Source organism: Rhizobium sp. YTUHZ044, assembly GCF_051123975.1.
Classification (GTDB): domain Bacteria; phylum Pseudomonadota; class Alphaproteobacteria; order Rhizobiales; family Rhizobiaceae; genus Rhizobium.
In genome coordinates this window covers 47,093-64,934 of the sequence record NZ_CP101430.1, presented here as the reverse complement: position 1 = coordinate 64,934, position 17,842 = coordinate 47,093, and the positions used below count along the sequence as shown (strand labels likewise).

Sequence of the window (17,842 nt, the reverse complement as noted above, 5' to 3'; positions counted from 1 at the left end):
GGTCAGTCCACGAGAAGTTGATAGCCCTGGCCGCGAACGGACTGGATCCAGGATTGCCCGTCCTCCCGCAGCCCGAGCTTCTGGCGAACGCTGCTGATGTGGACGTCGATGCGGCGATCGAACGGGGTGAGCGGCTTGCCGAAGGCCCGCTTGGAAATATCCTGTTTCGACACGAGCTGGCCGGCGCTGCGGGCGAGAACCTCGAGCAGGCTGAACTCCGTGCCGGTGAGGTCAAGGCTTTCCCCCCGCCATTCGGCGATCCGGCTGCCCGGATGGATCACCAGCCGCCCTGCCCTGACCGTGTCTGTGGACATGCCGGCCGCCGGCTGACCTGCCCGGCGCAGGATGGCGCGCAGCCTCGCGGCCAGTTCGCCCGGCGAACATGGCTTCGGCACATAGTCGTCGGCGCCGAGATTGAGACCGGATATCCTGTCCACGTCGTCGCCTCTGGCCGTCAGCATCAGCACCGGAACCTGGCTCAGCTTCCTGATCCGCTGCAGCACTTCGATGCCGTTCATCCGGGGCATCATGATGTCGAGCACGATGATGTCGACCGTATTGCCGGCCGCCGCGGCAATGGCGGCGCGGCCATCCGTGTCCGTTACGACGTCATATCCTTCTTCGACCAGATATTCCTGCAGAAGTGTCGTCAGCTCCGCATCATCGTCGATCAGGAGAACCTTGTTCATTCGCGTCATCCATTATCAAGCCGGGCAAGCCATACAGCACAAACACGCTCAGGCGACCAAGTTTTACCCAACTTAACACTAACTTGACCGCACTTAACGTTCGCCCCGTTACATAGCGGTCATGACATCGACCCGCGCCGAGACCCGGTTGCCATGCATGAACGGTAATTCTTGGTCGAATTGGCGCCGATCGGGAAAAGGCGCCGATGCCTTGACGACAAGGAATGCATCGTTGAGAAAAACCTCCAGACTATTCGCCTCCGCCTTCGTTGCGATGGCGCTGTTTGCTCCCCTCCGCAACGCCATGGCGGAACAGGCCGCGGCAACCGCCCTCACTGTCTCTTTGACGGCGCCGGCTCAGCGGGACTGGCCTGAGACCGTTCCCGCGAGCGGATGGCTGAAACCGTGGCAGGAAGCGGTCATCGCCTCCGAGACGAGCGGGCTGCGCATAACCGATGTTCTGGTCGATGTCGGTTCGGTCGTCACCAAGGGCCAGACGCTCGTGCGGCTTTCGCAGGAGAGCGTGCTTGCAGATCTTCGCAAGCAGGAGGCCGCCGTCGCGACCGCCAAGGCAAGCCTTTCAATGGCCGAAGCCAATGCCGACCGGGCGCGGCAGCTCCAGCCTTCAGGGGCGCTCTCCGACGAGAAGATCGTCGAATATCTCGCCGACGAGCAGACGGCGACGGCAAGTCTTGCATCCGAAGAGGCCGCGCTCGACAGCGAAAAGATCAAGCTTGCGCAGACGACCATAACGGCCGTCGATGACGGCCTCATCACGTCGCGTTCCGCCGATCTCGGCGCCGTCGTCTCCGCCGGCACCGAACTGTTCCGCATGGTTCGCCAGCAGCGGATCGAATGGCAGGCCGAGGTTTCCGCTCGCTACCTCCCACGCATTTCACAAGGCCTGAGCGTCCAAGTCAACGGGCCTGAAGGCCACGCCATCGAGGGCAAGGTGAGGCTTGTCGGGCCGTCGGTCAGCACTGATACCAGCCGGGCAATCGTCTATGTCACGCTGCCGGCCGACACCCGTCCACGCACGGGCCTTTACGTCACGGGCAACATCGAGCTGCAGACCTCCCCGGCGCTGACCGTGCCCGAGACCGCAATCGTGTTCCGGGACGGGATCAGTTACGTCTTCACTGCGAGCGAGGATCAACGGGTGCAAAGGGTCCGGGTGGAAACCGGCCGCCGCAACAATGGCGAGGTGGAAATCGTCTCCGGCATAGATCGGACGTCGAAGGTGGTGACCTCGGGCGGCGCGTTCCTCTCGGACAATGACCTCGTGAAGATCGCGGAGAAAAACTGATGAACTTCTCGGCATGGTCGATCCGCAACCCCGTCCCGGCAATCTTGCTGTTCGTGATGCTGACGGTTGGGGGACTCTTGGCCTTCAAGACCCTGGCGGTCCAGAACTTCCCCGATATGGATCTTCCGACGATCAGCGTCACGGCGACGCTCGACGGCGCGGCGCCGGCACAGCTCGAAACCGAGGTCGCCCGCACCATCGAAGACAGTTTGGCTTCGCTCAGCTATCTCGACCACATCACCACGACCATCACCGACGGCACCGTCTCGATCAAGGTTTCCTTCAAGCTGGAGAAAAACAGCGAAGCGGCGCTCAACGAAGTCCGCAACGCCGTCGACAGCGTCAAGAGTGATCTTCCCTCGCAGATGGAGACACCAAGCGTCACCAAGGTCACAGTCCAAAGCTCCGCGCTGGTCACCTATGCCGTCCGCTCGACTGCTCTCAACGAAACCGAGCTTTCCTGGTTTGTCGACAATGATCTGACCAAGACGCTGCTTTCGGTGCCCGGCGTCGGACAAGTCAACCGCATCGGCGGCATCGACCGCGAGATTCACGTCGATCTCGATCCCGCGACGATGGCGTCGCTCGGGGTCACTGCGGCGACCGTATCGTCGCAGCTGAAGGCGGTGCAGGCGGATACGTCGGGCGGCCTCGGCGAAATCGGCGGCACTCGTCAAACCCTGCGCACGCTCGGCGCTCTGCCGTCGGTCGAGGCACTGAAAGGGCTGAGAATTCCCTTGGCCAACGGCCAGCAGGTTCGTCTCGACGAAGTCGCATCGGTAACGGACAGTTTCGCGGAGCGGTCCTCGATGGCTTATCTCGACGGCAAGCCGGTGATCGCGGTCGAGATCAAGCGCTCGAACGGCTTTTCCGACAGCGGCGTCGCCGGCGACGTCGACAAGGCGATCAAACAGTTCGCCGCCAAACATTCCAATGTGCAGATCGACGAAGCCTACAGCACGATCGGCCCGATCATCGACAATTATGACGGTTCGATGCACATGCTGTTCGAAGGGGCGATCCTGGCGATCATCGTCGTCTGGCTCTTCCTGCGGGACTGGCGCGCGACGATCCTGTCGGCCGTGGCACTGCCCTTGTCCGTGATCCCGACCTTCCTGGTCATGTACCTCTACGGCTTCAGCCTGAATATCATCACGCTGCTGGCGCTGTCGCTGGTGGTCGGTATCCTGGTCGACGACGCCATCGTCGAGATCGAAAACATCGCCCGCCACCTGCAGATGGGTAAACGGCCGATCGATGCCGCCCTCGAAGCGGCCAACGAGATCGGGCTCGCCGTCATCGCAACCACCTTCACGCTGGTCGCGGTCTTCCTGCCGACGGCCTTCATGAGCGGCATTCCGGGGCTTCTGTTCCGCCAGTTCGGGGTCACCGCCGCCGTCGCCGTTCTCGCCTCGCTCGTCGTTGCCCGCCTGCTGACGCCGATGATGGCAGCCTATTTCATGAAAGCGGTCCCGCCGACGGAGGAAAATGATGGCCGCATCATGCGCGCCTATCTGGCAATCGTGAAAGCTGCCATGAACCGCCGGAAGACCACCGTGGCCGTAACCGCCATTGTCGTCGCGCTTTCTCTCTCCACTATTCCGCTGCTGAAATCCGGCTTCCTGCCGGCTTCGGACGACGCGCGCACCCAGATCACATTGACCATGCAGCCGGGCGCCACCATAGAGCAGACCGATGCGGCGATCAGAAAAGCCGCCGATCTCGTCGGCAAGCTCACGGATGTCACCCGTGTCTTCTCTTCGGTCGGCTCCGCATCTTCGGGTGGCGGCGCCGACGCCAGCACCACGAGCAGCGTCAATTCCGCCACGATCGTCGCCGTGCTGACCCCGATCGGCGAGCGTGACCGCAAGCAGTCGGAAATCGAAAACGACATCCGGCAGGCGCTCTCCCTGCTGCCCGGTGTGCGCGTGGAGGTCGGCAGCGGCGGCAACGGCACGAAGCTCGAAATCACGCTGGCGAGCGACGATGCGAATGTCCTGGAAAGTGCAAGCACGGCTCTTGAGGAACAGCTCCGCACGCTGCAGGGTATAGGCGCGGTGACGTCGACTGCCGCGAGGCAGGCGCCCGAAATCCAGATCAAGCCGGATTTTGACCGCGCAGCAGCGCTCGGCGTGACGTCGAGTTCCATCGCCGAGGCCGTCCGCGTGGCGACGAATGGCGAATATTCCGCCAGTTTGCCAAAACTCAACCTGCCGCAGCGCCAGGTTCCGATCGTCGTCCGCTTCAGCCCGGAGTCGCGCACCAGCCTGGACGATATCAAGAACATGCGGGTGGCGGGCACCAACGGCAATGTCGATCTCGGATCGATCGCCGATATTGGGATCGGCGGCAGCCCCTCCGAAATCGATCGCATCGACCGGATGCGCAATGTCACCGTATCGGTCGAGCTCAACGGCCGCATCCTCGGCGACGTCAACCGCGAGTCGCAGGCGCTGCCGGCGCTCCAGCATCTGCCGTCCGGCGTCACGCTTGTCGAACAGGGTGAACTTCAGCGCAGCTCGGAGCTGTTCCAGAGCTTCGGCCTTGCCATGGCGATCGGCGTGTTCTGCATCTATGCGGTCCTCGTCCTGCTCTTCCACGACTTCCTGCAGCCGCTCACCCTGCTGATGGCTCTGCCGCTCTCGCTCGGCGGCGCGCTCCTGCCGCTGGTGCTGACCGGGACCAGCTTTTCGATGGCGGCCGTCATCGGGCTGCTCATGCTGATGGGCGTGGTGACGAAGAACTCGATCCTGCTGATCGAATACGCGATCATGTCGCGCCGCCAGGGCATGGCCCGCTTCGATGCCCTCGTCGATGCCTGCCACAAGCGCGCCCGGCCGATCGTCATGACCACCATCGCCATGGCATGCGGCATGCTTCCGGTCGCCCTCAGCCTGACCGGCGGCGATTCGAGCTTCCGGCAGCCGATGGCGATCGTGGTGATCGGCGGCGTGATGATGTCGACGCTGCTCAGCCTCATCGTCATCCCCGTCATCTTCACCTTCGTCGACGATCTGGACGAGGCGCTCAAGCGTCTTTTCCGTCGAGCCGAACCGAAAGCTCCCGACAGCGAACCGCAGGCTTCCAACGATCACGCGGCAATCACCTTCAAGCCCGGGCAATCGAGGCGAGGGCAAGGTCAGCGATGATCGCCTTCCGGCGAGCGATCAGCCGGATCGTCCCACGCCCGCTGCGGGCGAGGCTCGGTGAATCTTGATGGCAACCTCTTCGGTCGCGTTCCCCCCCGGAACAAGACCGCGGGACGTGTTCCCCCGCAGGCGGCGTCAGCCGCCTGCGCGTCCTGTCCATCCGATAAGCCAGGGCGCTGCAGGAGAGCATAATGAGGCGCACCTTCAAATGCATATAATCCCTGAACACCGCATGCTTCCAGTCGGAAAATGTCAGCGGCCGTGCTTGGCGCGCCAGGCGGCGAATTCTTCGAGATTGTGCGGCCGCGTCGCCGGATAGAGACCGATGATCGACTGGCCGGCCAGCACGCGCTCGGTCACGAAGTCCTCATAAGTGGTCATTTCCACGGCCTCCTCGGCAATCTCGTCGGCCAGTTCCGCCGGAATGACGATCACCGCTTCGTCGTCGCCGACCATGATATCGCCGGGCCAGACCGCCACGTCACCGCAACCGATCGGCACGTTGATGTCGAGCGCCTGGTGCAGCGTCAGGTTCGTCGGCGCCGAGGGGCGGTTGTGATAGGCCGGGATCGCCAATCTCGCTATTTCGGGGCTGTCGCGGAAACCGCCATCGGTGACGACACCCGCCACGCCGCGCACCATCAGCCGCGTGACGAGGATCGAGCCGGCGGAGGCGGCGCGTGGATTCTTGCGGCTGTCCATCACCAGGACGGCGCCGGGGGGGCAGCTTTCCACGCAGGCGCGCTGCGGGTGTTCGGGATTGCGGAAAACCTCGAGCTTGTTCAGGTCCTCGCGCGCCGGAATGTAGCGCAGCGTATAGGCCGGGCCGACCATATTGCGGCCTTTGCCGGCGACCGGCTGCACATCCTGGATCGTCTGGTTGCGCAGGCCGCGCTTGAAGAGCGCAGTGCTGATGGTGGCGACGCTCACCCGCATGAGTTTTTCGCGCGTGCTGTCTGAAAGTGTGATCATGCATGTCCTCCTAGAAAATGTCCGGTTCTCCGGCTGCCGCTCCGAATTCGGGCAGCAGATAATCGAAATCGCAACCCTTGTCGGCCTGGCTGACATGCGAGGCGTACATCCAGCCGTAGCCGCGGCCGAAACGATCCGCCGGCTGCATCCAGGCGGCGCGGCGCCGGACCAGCTCCGCCTCGTCGACCAGCATATCCAGCCGGCGGTTGGGGATGTCGATCCTGATGATGTCGCCGTTCCGCAACAAAGCGAGCGGGCCGCCGACATGGGCTTCGGGCGCCACGTGCAGCACGCAGGCGCCATAGCTGGTGCCGCTCATGCGCGCATCCGACAGCCGCAGCATGTCGCGATATCCTTGCTTCAGCAGCGCCTTGGGCATCGGCAGCATGCCCCATTCCGGCATGCCGGGGCCGCCGAGCGGTCCGGCATTGCGCAACACCATCACATGATCCGGCGTCACATCGAGCGTCTCGTCCTCCACCGCCGCCTTCATGTCGGGGTAACTGTCGAAGACCAGGGCCGGGCCTTGGTGGACATGGAAGCGCGGGTCGCAGGCGACGGGTTTGATCACCGCGCCGTCGGGCGCCAGATTGCCCTTGAGTACGGCAAGCGAGCCCTCCGGATAGATCGGATTGGAAAGCGGGCGGATCACATCGTCATTATAGATCTTTGCATCGGCCAGAGCCGCGCCCAGCGTTTCCCCCGAAACCGTCAATGCGTCGAGATCGAGCCGCTCGCGGATCTGCGACATCAGCGCCAGAAGACCGCCGGCATAGTAGAAATCCTCCATCAGATAGGTCTTTCCGGACGGACGGACATTGGCGACTACCGGAGTGACGCGGCCAAGCGCGTCGAGATCGTCGAGCGTCAGCGCGACCCCGCCCCTGCGCGCCATGGCCAGGAGATGGATGACGGCATTGGTCGAACAGCCGGTCGCCATGGCGACCGTCGCCGCATTGCGAATGGCCGCCGGAGTGACGATTCGGTCCGGCGTCAGATCTTCCCAGACCATCTCGACGATCCGCCGGCCTGAATGAGCCGACATGCGAATATGATTGGCATCAGCCGCGGGAATCGAAGAGACCCCCGTCAGCGTCAGCCCCATCGCATCGGCAATTGCCGTCATCGTCGAAGCGGTGCCCATCGTCATGCAATGGCCGTAGGAGCGCGCAATGCCGGCTTCAATGCCGGCCCATTGCTTGTCCGATATCGTTCCGGCGCGCCGCTCGTCCCAGTATTTCCAGGCATCCGAGCCGGAACCGAGCTGCTGGCCCGCATAGTTGCCCCGCAGCATCGGCCCCGCCGGCAGGTAGATCATCGGCACGCCGGCGCTGAGCGCGCCCATGATGAGGCCAGGTGTGGTCTTGTCGCATCCTCCCATCAACACCACGCCATCGATGGGGTGGGCGCGGATCTGCTCTTCGGTCTCCATCGCCAGAAGGTTGCGGTAGAGCATGGTCGTGGGCTTCATGAAGTTTTCCGACAGCGCCAGCGCCGGCATCTCCACCGGAAAGCCGCCCGCCTGTAGCACGCCGCGCTTCACGTCTTCGACGCGATGCTTGAAATGGGCGTGGCAGGGATTGAGGTCCGACCAGGTGGACAGGATGCCGATCAGCGGCTTGCCGCCCCAGTCACCGGCGTCATAACCCATCTGCATCAGGCGCGAGCGATGGCCGAAGCCGCGCAGGTCTTCGGATGCGAACCAGCGCGCCGACCGCAATTCCCCCGGCGCCTTACTGATTTTCAAGGACATGCCCACATGCCTCCGTCTTCGTAAAGTCTGTGACCATTGATGTACCTCGAAGCCTCCGAGGCCAGAAAGATACAGGCGCCCGTCAATTCCTCAAGCCTGCCCCGGCGGCCTGGATGCGCTGGCCGGCAAGATCGAATATGCGCAATTCCTACATGACGCCAGCGATGTCACCTGGCTGCGCCCGGCCGCCGATACCTTATGAGCAAATACCAGTTCCCGGTCGCCGAGGATGAACTGACCTTCATCCTGCGGTGCGCCGACCTAAGCTCGTGGTCCCGGTCATAGAGGTCAAGCTCAAGTCCGGAAGCGCTGCCGGCGTTCAAAATTGAGGTGCAGTTGCCTGAGCGGGCGGACGGCGCCCGCTCAGGAGAACGGCTCGGTCGGTCCGGCCGCCGGATCGGTGAACCAGCGCGGACCGTCCGCGGTCATGCAGATATGGTCCTCCAGCCGGATCCCGAATTTATCGGGGAAGACGATCATCGGTTCGTTGGAAAAACACATGCCGGCGGCAAGCGGCGTGTCGTTGCCGCGAACGATGTAAGGCTCTTCATGGATCTCGAGCCCAAGGCCATGTCCGGCGCGATGCGGCAAGCCCGGCAGGCGGTAGTCGGGGCCGAGCGAATGTTTGGCGAGCACCTTGCGGGCCGCATCGTCGAGGCTCGAGCAGGCGGCGCCGATCCGGGCGGCATCGAAGACGGCCTGCTGCGCCTCGCGTTCGATCCACCAGGCGCGTTCGAAGTCGCCGTTACCGCCGCCGAGCATATAGGTCCTGGTAATATCGGAATGGTAGCCGTCGATCCGGCAGCCCGTGTCGACGAGAACGACCTCGTCGTCGCCCAGGATCTGATCGCCGTCGGCGCCATGAGGAAGCGAAGTCGCCGCACCGAAGGAAACGATTGCGAATGTCGAGCCGTCGTCGGCACCCGCCTGGCGATGCTGCCGATCGATGAAATCGACCACCTCGGATGAGGTGATGCCCGGCTTCAACAGCGCGTGCACCTGTCTGTGGACGTCGAGCGTCAGGTTCATCGCATGTTGAATGAGCGCGATCTCGGCCGCCGACTTGATGCGGCGCGGGCCATGGATCAGCCGCCCGCCGTCGGCGAGCCTGTCGGCGCCCATCGCCGCTGCCAAGGCGTGATAGAAGAACAGCGGCAAACCATCGTCGAGGGCGAGCGTGCCGCCCTGGCCGACAAGCCGGGCGATGAGCGCTGCACTGCTTTCCTCCTCTTCCCAGACCAGGATTTCCCCCGGCAGATGCGGCAGCGTTTCGACGCGGCTGCGCTCGAAACCCGGAACGATGTAGGAAACGGCCGTGGGTGTGATCAGCGCGCCGAGGAACCTTTCGCTCGGATGCCAGACGAGCCCGGTGAAATAACGCAGACTTTCGGTCGGGCCGAGAAGCAGGCCGGCAAGCCCTTCGGCTTCAATCGCTTCGCGAAGCCTGGAAAGGCGGATCTGACGCTCGTCTTCAGTGATCCGGGGTACGGGGTGCTGCCATGACATGTCGTTTTCCTGTTCTTACCGTTTATGCCTGGTCCAGCGTAGCGCTTCACGACAGACCGATCGCCACCGGCCGATCGAGGTTGCGGGCGAGATAATCCTGAATCTGCCGGACGATCTGGCCGGCGTGGGCAATCGCCAGCCGATCGGCGCGTTCGGCGTCTCCGGCGTCGATGGCGGCGATGATTTCCTCATGCTCGTCGACGTATTGGCGGGGCAGCCGGTCGTCGAAGGTCGAATAATACAAGCGAAGGATGCGCCGGCCTTCGTCGAGCAGTTTGGCGAAGAAGGCCGTGTAATAGGCGTTGCCGGCAAGCTCGGCGATCGCCACGTGGAATTCGCGGTTCGCCTCGATCATCGCATAGGCGTCGCGCGCGGCAACCGCGCCGGCGAAGTCCTTCTGGTGGCGGCGGATGGTCTCCATGATCGCGTCGTTCCGCCGACCGGCGGCCCCGCGCGTCGTCACCCGGTACATCAGCGTCAGCGCTTCGAAATAGGTAGGCAGGTTGGCGAAATCGATCGGCGCAACGATCGTGTTCCGGTTCGGCAGGGTCGTGACCAGCCCATCGGCGGCAAGCCGTAACAGCGCCTCGCGGATGGGTGTCCTCGACATGCCGAAACGCTCCGACAGCCGCACCTCGTCGAGCGGACTGGCTGGCTCCAGCGCCATCGACAGGATCTCCCGGCGCAGCGCGGCATAGATGCTCTGCGTGCCGGAACCGCGCACCCGCACATTTTCCGCGTCGTTCTGCATGCGTCCCTCCCCTTGATGAGAGCCTTGTAGTGCGTTTTGGCCGATTTCGGCAACGCCCCACGAATTTACAAATAACCGCGATTGAGTCTTGTCGACAGTTTGTATATAACGAACCGACTTTAACGGAGTTTCGATAGATGACAACAGGATGGAAGGGCGTATTTCCCGCCGTAACGACGCAGTTCAACGAAGATCTTTCCGTGGATCTTTCCGCAACCCAGCGTGTTCAGGACGCGCTCGTCAACGACGGCGTCAACGGCCTGATCGTCATGGGCACATGCGGTGAGAACAACTCGCTCGATCCCGATGAGAAGCGCACGATCCTCAAAGCCGCCGTCGAGGTCGTCAACGGCCGCGTTCCTGTCGTGACGGGCGTCTCCGAATTCGACACGCGCCGCGCCGTCGCCTATGCCCGCGACGCCGAAAAACTCGGCGCCGACGGGCTGATGCTGCTGCCGGCCATGGTCTATGTCCCGAAGCCGGAGGAGCTGATCGCGCATTTCCGCACCGTCGCCGAGGCGACCTCGCTGCCGATCATGCTCTACAACAATCCGCCCGCCTACCGCGTCAACATCGGCGTCGACGTGCTGAAGGTGCTTGCCGACGTGCCGAACATCAAAGCGGTCAAGGAAAGCGCCCCGGATCCACGCCGCTTCACCGATCTCATCAATGCCTTCGGCGATCGTTTCGATATCTTTGCCGGCCTCGATGACGTCGCGCTTGAGGGCCTGATGCTCGGCGCCAAGGGTTGGGTCTCCGGCCTGACCAGCGCCTTCCCTGAGGAGTCCGTGCAGCTCGTTGCAGCGGCCGAACGCGGCGACTGGGAAGAGGCCCGCAGGATCTACCGCTGGTTCATGCCGCTGCTGCATCTCGATGCCGAGCATGACCTCGTGCAGTCGATCAAGCTCGCCGAGCAGATCATGGGCCGCGGCTCCGAGCGCGTCCGCATGCCGCGCCTGCCGCTTTCGGGTGCACGGCGCACCGAAGTCACCGCCATGGTCGAGAAGGCTGCTGCGACGCGCCCCTCGAAACTCGGCAAGGCAGCCTGAGATCACGAGGCCGGCGAGCGCGCAGCCGCAGCCGGCCTTACCATCTCTGGCGCTATGTGCCTGGAGCGTTAACGGAGCGAGTCAGGCTGTTGCGGCTGACCAGCGACGGTATCTGGAAAATGTGCTCGGCGCCGGTGCGGCCCTCTATTCTGGAAATCAACGTTCGGGTGGCGACCTGGCCGAGTTCCCTGCCCGACTGATCGATGCTTGCGAGATTGACGAGGCCGAGCGCTGCGGTCGACGAATTGTCATATCCGACGACGGCAAGATCCTCGGGCACGCGCACACCCGTTTCCATCGCCAGGCTCAGAAGGGTGATGGCGTCGAGGTCGCTCCAGCAGAACACCGCGCGCGGCCTGTTCTTTCTCGATAGGAACTTTCGCATCGTTTCCTCCCGCTTTGGCGGGGCGATCGGAATTTTGGTGATCGGCGCAGACGATCCCAGTCCGGCGCGCTGTATCGCCCGGCGAAAGCCGATCTCACGCTGGCGCACGACGGAGACCTGGTGCCCTTCACGCTCGCCGAGGCTCAGCATCTCGATGTCGCGATAGCCGCAGGCAAGCAGCGCTTCGACTGCGATTTCCGCCCCGCGCTGGTCGTCGGCATTGACCGTATCGAAGGCCGTGGCGCCGGCATCGTGATAACCGACCGCAACGATCGGTATCTGAGCCGCAAACTTTGCGATGATGTCCGAGGGCAGGCGCGGCGCAACCAGGATCAGGCCGTCCATCTTGTAATCGATCATCGACTCGATCAACGACGTCTCCAGCTGCACGCGCGCGTCGCTGACGCCGATCATCGCCTGGTAGTGCGAAGGCGCGAGCACGCCGTTGACGCCGGCAATCACCTCCGGAAGGAAGGGGTTGCGGATGTCGATCAAAAGCACGCCGATGGTGAAACTCCGGCCGCGCAACCCGCGCGCCGCCCGTGAGGGGCGATATCCGAGAACTTCGATAGCCTCGATCACCTTTGCCCGTAATGCTTCACTAACGCCATAAGCGTTTCGCATCACCTTGGAAACTGCGGCGACCGACACGCCCGCATGCGCTGCCACTGTCCGGATCGTCACGCGATCATTTCGTTGCAGTCTTTTTTGCTCTTCGATCGACATGAAATCTCTGGACTACTCTGCGGGCCGTCACAATCGCTCGCAGAACCACCATGGCAGACTGGCGACGAAATTTCTATTGCGCTTCCGAAAAAAATGTAGAACGTTATATGGAGAACGTTCTACAACTCTCCGGGAGGACTTGATGAACTTTCAGCCGGCAGCCATCGACGGCAATCTCGTTTCGCGCGCCTGGGCCGGAGAGATGATCGCACCACTATCGGACCGCGGCCAGGGAACGGCCGCAAGCTTCGTCTCCAAGACCTTTGATCATGACGGCACCGGCCTTCCGATAGAACTCTTCATCTCGGCGCTCGGCCTCTATCGCTGCTTCATCAACGGCGCCCGCGTCGGGAACGATGTGCTGACGCCCGGCTGGACAAATTACGACGCCCGCATTGCCTATCAGCGATACGACATCTCGAGATTGCTGAAGTCAGGCTTCAACAGGATAGAAATCTGGCTCGCCGACGGATGGTACCGCTCGCCGATCATGTGGGGCGCCCAGGCTATTCCCAATTGCTGGGGCGACAGGATCGGGGCCATTGCGGATCTGGTCGGCCCCAGCGGCACCCTTCTTTCTACCGACACGACATGGCAAAGCGGCCTTCTGCCGATCCAGAAGTCGGGGATTTATTTCGGCGAGATTTACGACGCACGCCTGGAAAACGTCGCCGAAACCCACGGGACCGCGCGATTGCCGTTCGACACGGGGCTGCTCGTCGCGCATGAGACTGCGGCGGTGCGGGAGCTGCAGCCGCTCGCCCCTATCGAAAGCTGGACCGATCACGAAGGCAGAACGATCTATGATTTCGGCCAGAATGTCGGCGGTTACGTCAGATATGCGGTCCGTGGCGTCGGCGGCACCGAAGTGCGGGTCGAGCACTCGGAAGTCCTTGGGCCGGAACGCCATTTCGACAATCGCAACTATCGCGCGGCGGCCGCGCATACCCTCTATACGCTCTGCGGAGATGGCGACGAGACCTATGCGCCCCATTTCACCTTCCACGGCTTCCGTTATGCCAGGGTGACGATCAAAGGCGAAGCGGAGATTCTTGCGATCCAGTCGATCCCGATCTCCTCGGTGCCGGAACCGGCCGGCGGCTTCACCTCGGGCAATCCTCTTGTCAATCGACTGGTTGAGAATACCATCTGGTCGCAGCGCGCCAATTTCATCGAAGTGCCCACAGATTGCCCGCAACGCGACGAACGGCTTGGCTGGACGGGTGATGCCCAAGTCTTTGCCGCGACGGCCTGCTGGCTGAGCGACAGCCAGTCCTTCCTCAAGAAATATCTGCGGGATGTGATGGCCGACCAGCGCGAGGACGGCGCCGTTTCGCATTTCTCGCCTGACCCGACGCGTCTGCACCCGGGCAATTTCCCGGGCTATGCCGGCTCGACCGGCTGGGGTGACGCGATTGTCGTGATCCCCTGGGTCCTCTACACCCATTACGGCGACCGGTCGGTTCTTTCGGAGTGCCTGGGCTCGATGGTGCGCTGGGTCGATTTCGTCTGGTCCATCTCGGATGGCCCGATCGTCCGTCCGCCCTCGCATTGGGGCGCCCGCGGCTTCACCTTCGGCGACTGGCTGCAGCCGGTCGGCGATAACAGAAAGCCGCGCCCGACAATTGCCGACGATTGTGCAGCCACCCTCTACCACTTCATCTCGACGGATCTTCTGGCGAAGATCGCAGGCGTGCTCGGCGAGCAAATGCTTGAAGAACAGATGAAAGGCCGCGCCGACAATATCCGGATGGCCTTTGCTAATGAGTTCATCACGCCGGCAGGGCGGCTCGCCCATAATGACCAGACATCCTACGCACTCGCTTTCCTCTACGATCTGATACCGGCGGTGCATCAGGAAACCGCTCGGCAGCATTTCCGGAAGGTGATCGTCGACGCCGACTACAAGATCGGCACCGGTTTCATCGGCACGCCTGCCCTTTTGCCGGCCCTGACGAAGCTCGGAATGGACGATCTCGCTGAAAAGGTCTTCCTGCAGGAGGACGTGCCGGGCTGGCTTTACCAGGTGTCGAAGGGAGCGACGACGATCTGGGAGCGGTGGGATTCCATGGCGCCCGACGGCACCATCTACGAACCCGAAATGAACAGCTATAACCACTATGCCTATGGCGCGGTCTGCCAATGGCTGTTCGAATGTGTTGCCGGCATTTCGCCGAGCCCGGCCGCACCCGGCTTTGCCGAAGTGATCGTCGACCCGGCACCGATCCGGTCGCTTTCGTCGGTTTCGGCCTATCACGATATCAGCCAAGGGCGCATCGAGGCCGGCTGGCACTGCACCGGCAGCGAGGTCACCTATGTGCTGACGCTTCCGGAGGGTTGTATCGGCCGCTTCCGGCCCGGCCGGCGGCACCGGAATGCGTCACTCAATGGCGAGCCTGTCATTGAGGAGGCGGTTCTCCCCCCGGGTACGCACCAGCTGGTCTTTTCGCTACCCGATTACTGAGGAGCATATAGGTCACACCGTTCAGAGGAGGAACGTCATGACACATCGGATAAAGCTCATTCTTGCCGGCGCATCCGCGCTTCTGGCCTTGGCTGCGGCCAGCCCGTCGCATGCGGAAACCACGCTGTCTTTCCTGATCGACAACAACCCCGACACGGTCGCGGCAGCCGAAGCACTGGTTGCGGCCTATCAGGCCAAGGCGCCCGACGTGACGATCGAAATCGAGCCGCGTGCAGGCGGCGGCGAGGGTGACAACATCATCAAGACGCGCCTGGCGACGGGGGAGATGTCCGATGTGTTCCTCTATAATTCCGGATCCCTCTTACAGGCGCTGAAGCCGGCGCAGACACTTGTCGATCTGAGCGGTCTCGCCTCACAGGCGAAGGTGGTTGAAGGCTTCAAATCGGTCGTCCGTGCCGATGGCAAGCTCTACGGCGTTCCCTTCGGCACGGTGATGGCGGGTGGCATCCTCTACAACAGGAAGGTCTATCAGGACCTCGGCCTCACCGTTCCGAAGACATGGGCGGATTTCATGGCCAACAATGCCAAGGTCAAGGCTTCGGGCAAGGTCGCCGTGGCCCAGACCTATCGCGATACCTGGACCTCGCAGCTGTTCGTTCTGGCCGACTATTACAATCTGCATGCCGCCGTGCCGAACTTCGCCGGCGACTATACCGCCAACAAGGCGAAATATGCGGAGACGCCCGCCGCCACAAAAGGCTTCGAACGGCTGAAGGATGTTCACGACGCCGGCCTGATGAACGAGGATTTCGGCGCGGCAAGCTATGACGATGGCCTCAGAATGGTGGCGACGGGCGAAGCGGCGCATTATCCGATGCTGAGCTTCGCCATCGGCGCCATCAAGCAGAATTATCCCGAAAATCTTGCAGATGTCGGTTTCTTCGCGCAGCCGAGCGACGATGCGGCGACGAATGGTCTGACCGTCTGGATGCCGCCCGCCCTCTATATTCCCCTGACCAGCCAGCACACAGAGGAAGCGAAGAAATTCGTGGATTTCGCCGGAAGTGTCGAAGGCTGCAAGATCATGGTGGAAACCAACACCGTGCAGGGGCCTCCGCTGATCAACGGCTGCGATCTGCCTGCCAACGTACCGCCTGCCGTAAAGGACATGCTCCCCTATTTCGACGCCAAGGAAAAGACGACCCCCGCATTGGAATTCGTATCGCCGGTGAAGGGCCCGGCTCTCGAGCAGATCACCGTCGAAGTCGGTTCCGGCATTCGCCAGCCGGCCGAGGCAGCGAAGCTCTATGACGAGGATGTGCGCAAACAGGCCAAGCAGCTCGGCCTGCCCAACTGGTAGCGGTCGCTCGGGCCAGCTAACCTCGCTCCTGACGGGGCGAGGTTTCCCCGATCGAAGAGGTAGTCATGACCGAGACACCCCCGCACTCGCGCAAATCGCCCTACCCGCTGTGGTTTTTCATTCCCGCCGCCATCATCTACGGCGTGCTGTTCCTTTTTCCGACCATATCGTCTCTCTGGTACAGCCTGACGCGCTGGGATCTCTCGACGGCCCAATTCATCGGGCTCGAAAATTTCCAGCAGTTCTTTTCCGAGCCGTTCTTGGTCAAGGGGCTGGTCAACACCCTGCTCTATGCCGTGACGACATCTGGCCTGAAAACGGTCTGCGGCCTGCTGCTCGCCGTGCTGCTCACCAGCAATATCTTCGCCCGCGGCTTCCTGCGCACGCTGGTCTTCTTTCCCGTGTTGGTCTCGACCATCGGCATCGGCATCACCTTCACGGTGATGATGCATCCGACCAAGGGCATCATCAATGTTACACTCGAGACGCTCGGCATTCCTGGGCCGGGATGGCTGACCAATCCGGCGCTCGCGCTTTTTTCGGTGGCCCTCGTCGACGTCTGGAAGGGCGTCGGCCTCGCCACCCTGATTTTCATCGCTGGTCTTGCTGCGATCAGCCCCGATTATTACGAGGCGGCGAGGATCGATGGCGCCACGCGGCTCCAGCAATTCTTTCGGATCACCCTACCGCTCGTGCGTCCCGCCACCGTCATCGTGGTGACCTTGTCGCTGATCGGCGGGCTTCGTTCCTTCGATCTCATATGGGCCATGACCCGCGGCGGACCCGGTTTCTCCTCCGATGTGATCGCCTCGGTTATCTACAAGCAGTACCAGGCTGGTTTCTATGGACTGTCGACGGCTGGAAACGTCATCCTGTTCGCGCTGATCGCCGTGATCATCCTGCCCTTCACCCTATGGTTCAACCGGCGCGAGGTCGAGGAATGAGAAGCGTCCGCCCCTATCTGACGGGTGCGATAGCCCTTGCCGTCGCGGCCGTCATCTTCGTTATGCCTTTCGTTTTCGTCGCCCTGCAGGCGGTCAAATCCAAATCCGAGGCCTCCCGGCTCGATTTCGAACTTCCTGAGCATTGGCTGTTCCGGGACAATCTCGTCGCCGTCTTCAAGGCGCGCGACTATCAGCTCGTGCTCGCCTATTTCAATTCGACGCTGATCACGGTCGTTTCCGTCACGATCCTGATCCTGCTGTCGGCGATGGTCGGATATGTGATGCAGCGCCGCAAGACGGCGTGGAACCGCGTGGCTTTCGCTGCGCTGTTCATGGGCCTGATGATGCCGCCGGCCGTTGTTCCCACCATCGGCCTTCTGCAGGACATCGGCCTCTTCAAGACCATGACGGGAATGATCCTGATCCAGGTTGCCTATAATCTCTCCTTTTCGGTCCTGCTCTATCGGTCGTTCATTTCGACCATCCCGCGCGATCTCGACGAGGCGGCGCTGATCGACGGCGCCAAGCCTCGGCAGATCTTCTTCAGGGTGGTCCTGCCGCTGCTGAAGCCGGTGACCGTGACCAATATCGTCGTCCAGTCGATCGCGATCTTCAACGATTTCACCAATCCGCTCTATTACCTGCCGGGCAAGGAGAACGTGACGGTGCAGCTGACGCTCTATAATTTCCAGAGCATGTATTCGAGCCAGTATAATCTGCTCTTCATGAACATCCTCCTCGTGACGATCCCGCCGCTGATCGTCTTCATCTTCTTCAACCGCCAGATCGTCGCAGGCATGACGGCAGGCGGGGTCAAGGGATAGCAG

At 62.4% G+C, this 17,842-nt stretch carries 14 protein-coding genes and 1 pseudogene; 8 read left to right on the top strand and 7 right to left on the bottom strand.

Annotation, left to right across the window (positions count from 1 at the left end):
- Positions 1-2: 2 nt before the first annotated feature.
- Entirely contained in the window at positions 3-689 is a 687-nt protein-coding gene (locus NL154_RS29740) for a response regulator (RefSeq protein ID WP_210633270.1), read from the bottom strand.
- 274 nt (positions 690-963) lie between these two features.
- Between NL154_RS29740 and NL154_RS29735 the strand changes: the two genes are divergently transcribed.
- Both NL154_RS29735 and NL154_RS29730 read left to right on the top strand, forming a co-directional pair.
- Positions 964-1,995, top strand: coding sequence for an efflux RND transporter periplasmic adaptor subunit (locus tag NL154_RS29735; protein ID WP_434734630.1), 1,032 nt, complete (start codon positions 964-966; stop codon positions 1,993-1,995).
- On the top strand, positions 1,995-5,144 hold the full coding sequence (locus tag NL154_RS29730) for an efflux RND transporter permease subunit (protein WP_434734610.1): 3,150 nt from the start codon (positions 1,995-1,997) through the stop codon (positions 5,142-5,144). Before NL154_RS29735 ends, NL154_RS29730 begins: the two co-directional genes overlap by 1 nt.
- A 252-nt stretch (positions 5,145-5,396) precedes the next feature.
- Here the strand turns inward: NL154_RS29730 and NL154_RS29725 are convergent, their stop codons facing one another.
- From NL154_RS29725 to NL154_RS29715, 3 genes are read right to left on the bottom strand one after another with little or no spacing between them, the layout of a single operon-like run.
- Positions 5,397-6,116 (bottom strand): ribonuclease activity regulator RraA, encoded by a 720-nt coding sequence (locus tag NL154_RS29725; RefSeq protein WP_434734609.1) that lies wholly within the window; start codon positions 6,114-6,116, stop codon positions 5,397-5,399.
- Positions 6,117-6,126: 10 nt separating this feature from the next.
- The gene (gene araD / locus NL154_RS29720) at positions 6,127-7,869 is read right to left on the bottom strand and encodes an L-arabinonate dehydratase (RefSeq protein WP_221158182.1); all 1,743 of its coding nucleotides are present in this window, start codon (positions 7,867-7,869) and stop codon (positions 6,127-6,129) included.
- Positions 7,860-7,955 (bottom strand): hypothetical protein, encoded by a 96-nt coding sequence (locus NL154_RS29715; protein ID WP_405047672.1) that lies wholly within the window; start codon positions 7,953-7,955, stop codon positions 7,860-7,862. The genes araD and NL154_RS29715 overlap by 10 nt, the downstream gene beginning before the upstream one ends.
- A gap of 26 nt (positions 7,956-7,981) precedes the next feature.
- Here NL154_RS29715 and NL154_RS29710 point away from each other — a divergent pair.
- Positions 7,982-8,198: pseudogene (locus NL154_RS29710) on the top strand (alpha-L-fucosidase); the annotation flags it as partial.
- Positions 8,199-8,232: 34 nt separating this feature from the next.
- Here NL154_RS29710 and NL154_RS29705 read toward each other — a convergent pair.
- Both NL154_RS29705 and NL154_RS29700 read right to left on the bottom strand, forming a co-directional pair.
- Entirely contained in the window at positions 8,233-9,375 is a 1,143-nt protein-coding gene (locus tag NL154_RS29705) for a M24 family metallopeptidase (RefSeq protein WP_221155743.1), read from the bottom strand.
- Positions 9,376-9,421: 46 nt separating this feature from the next.
- Positions 9,422-10,126 carry a GntR family transcriptional regulator gene (locus NL154_RS29700; protein WP_221147198.1) on the bottom strand — a complete coding sequence of 235 codons (705 nt, stop codon included), beginning with the start codon at positions 10,124-10,126 and terminating at the stop codon, positions 9,422-9,424.
- Between the two features lie 137 nt (positions 10,127-10,263).
- On the opposite strand from NL154_RS29700, the gene NL154_RS29695 reads away from it, so the two are divergent.
- Entirely contained in the window at positions 10,264-11,175 is a 912-nt protein-coding gene (locus NL154_RS29695) for a dihydrodipicolinate synthase family protein (RefSeq protein ID WP_210633261.1), read from the top strand.
- A 52-nt stretch (positions 11,176-11,227) separates the two neighbouring features.
- Here NL154_RS29695 and NL154_RS29690 read toward each other — a convergent pair whose 3' ends face one another.
- Positions 11,228-12,286 carry a LacI family DNA-binding transcriptional regulator gene (locus NL154_RS29690; protein ID WP_210633260.1) on the bottom strand — a complete coding sequence of 353 codons (1,059 nt, stop codon included), beginning with the start codon at positions 12,284-12,286 and terminating at the stop codon, positions 11,228-11,230.
- A gap of 142 nt (positions 12,287-12,428) precedes the next feature.
- Here NL154_RS29690 and NL154_RS29685 point away from each other — a divergent pair, with 142 nt between their 5' ends.
- The 4 genes from NL154_RS29685 (at position 12,429) to NL154_RS29670 (ending at position 17,839) form a co-directional block, all read left to right on the top strand.
- Entirely contained in the window at positions 12,429-14,750 is a 2,322-nt protein-coding gene (locus tag NL154_RS29685; protein WP_434734608.1) for a family 78 glycoside hydrolase catalytic domain, read from the top strand.
- Positions 14,751-14,787: 37 nt separating this feature from the next.
- Positions 14,788-16,071, top strand: a complete 1,284-nt coding sequence (locus tag NL154_RS29680) for an ABC transporter substrate-binding protein (protein WP_434734607.1) — start codon at positions 14,788-14,790, stop codon at positions 16,069-16,071.
- A gap of 65 nt (positions 16,072-16,136) precedes the next feature.
- On the top strand, positions 16,137-17,015 hold the full coding sequence (locus tag NL154_RS29675; RefSeq protein WP_221147201.1) for a carbohydrate ABC transporter permease: 879 nt from the start codon (positions 16,137-16,139) through the stop codon (positions 17,013-17,015).
- The gene (locus NL154_RS29670; protein WP_221147202.1) at positions 17,012-17,839 is read left to right on the top strand and encodes a carbohydrate ABC transporter permease; all 828 of its coding nucleotides are present in this window, start codon (positions 17,012-17,014) and stop codon (positions 17,837-17,839) included. The genes NL154_RS29675 and NL154_RS29670 overlap by 4 nt, the downstream gene beginning before the upstream one ends.
- The last annotated feature ends 3 nt before the right edge of the window (positions 17,840-17,842 follow it).

Coding starts and splice junctions, on each gene's coding strand:
- NL154_RS29740 (WP_210633270.1), bottom strand. CDS start 689: ATGAACAAGGTTCTCCTGATCGACGATGATGCGGAGCTGACGACACTT.
- NL154_RS29735 (WP_434734630.1), top strand. CDS start 964: ATGGCGCTGTTTGCTCCCCTCCGCAACGCCATGGCGGAACAGGCCGCG.
- NL154_RS29730 (WP_434734610.1), top strand. CDS start 1,995: ATGAACTTCTCGGCATGGTCGATCCGCAACCCCGTCCCGGCAATCTTG.
- NL154_RS29725 (WP_434734609.1), bottom strand. CDS start 6,116: ATGATCACACTTTCAGACAGCACGCGCGAAAAACTCATGCGGGTGAGC.
- araD (WP_221158182.1), bottom strand. CDS start 7,869: ATGTCCTTGAAAATCAGTAAGGCGCCGGGGGAATTGCGGTCGGCGCGC.
- NL154_RS29705 (WP_221155743.1), bottom strand. CDS start 9,375: ATGTCATGGCAGCACCCCGTACCCCGGATCACTGAAGACGAGCGTCAG.
- NL154_RS29700 (WP_221147198.1), bottom strand. CDS start 10,126: ATGCAGAACGACGCGGAAAATGTGCGGGTGCGCGGTTCCGGCACGCAG.
- NL154_RS29695 (WP_210633261.1), top strand. CDS start 10,264: ATGACAACAGGATGGAAGGGCGTATTTCCCGCCGTAACGACGCAGTTC.
- NL154_RS29690 (WP_210633260.1), bottom strand. CDS start 12,286: ATGTCGATCGAAGAGCAAAAAAGACTGCAACGAAATGATCGCGTGACG.
- NL154_RS29685 (WP_434734608.1), top strand. CDS start 12,429: ATGAACTTTCAGCCGGCAGCCATCGACGGCAATCTCGTTTCGCGCGCC.
- NL154_RS29680 (WP_434734607.1), top strand. CDS start 14,788: ATGACACATCGGATAAAGCTCATTCTTGCCGGCGCATCCGCGCTTCTG.
- NL154_RS29675 (WP_221147201.1), top strand. CDS start 16,137: ATGACCGAGACACCCCCGCACTCGCGCAAATCGCCCTACCCGCTGTGG.
- NL154_RS29670 (WP_221147202.1), top strand. CDS start 17,012: ATGAGAAGCGTCCGCCCCTATCTGACGGGTGCGATAGCCCTTGCCGTC.